Origin of the sequence: Microbacterium sp. GbtcB4 (genome assembly GCF_019091465.1) — a bacterium.
Lineage (GTDB): Bacteria > Actinomycetota > Actinomycetes > Actinomycetales > Microbacteriaceae > Microbacterium > Microbacterium paraoxydans.
On sequence record NZ_JAGXJJ010000740.1, the window covers coordinates 1 to 230 of the forward strand.

The window sequence follows — 230 nt, forward strand, 5'->3', positions numbered from 1 at the left end:
TGTCCCAGCCGATGAAGTTGAAGTTGAGGCTGTACCCGTTCCAGTCGGTGAAGCTGAGCACCGCCGCGAGGGTCATCGGGATGACGAACATCGCGAGGAAGACCGCGACGGCCGGGCCGCCCATGAGGATGCCGGGGGTCCGGTTCCGCCACTGCTGCAGCGCCGTGCGGCGGCGCGGGGCGGGGGGCGAGCTCATCGGCGTCGACCGTCCTGTCGGGGTGGGCGCGGCG

1 pseudogene is annotated in these 230 nt (G+C 71.3%); it reads right to left on the minus strand.

Going from position 1 to position 230, the window contains the following annotated elements:
- Window positions 1-196: pseudogene (locus KVS71_RS19465) on the minus strand (sugar ABC transporter permease); the annotation flags it as partial.
- Between the last annotated feature and the right edge of the window lie 34 nt (window positions 197-230).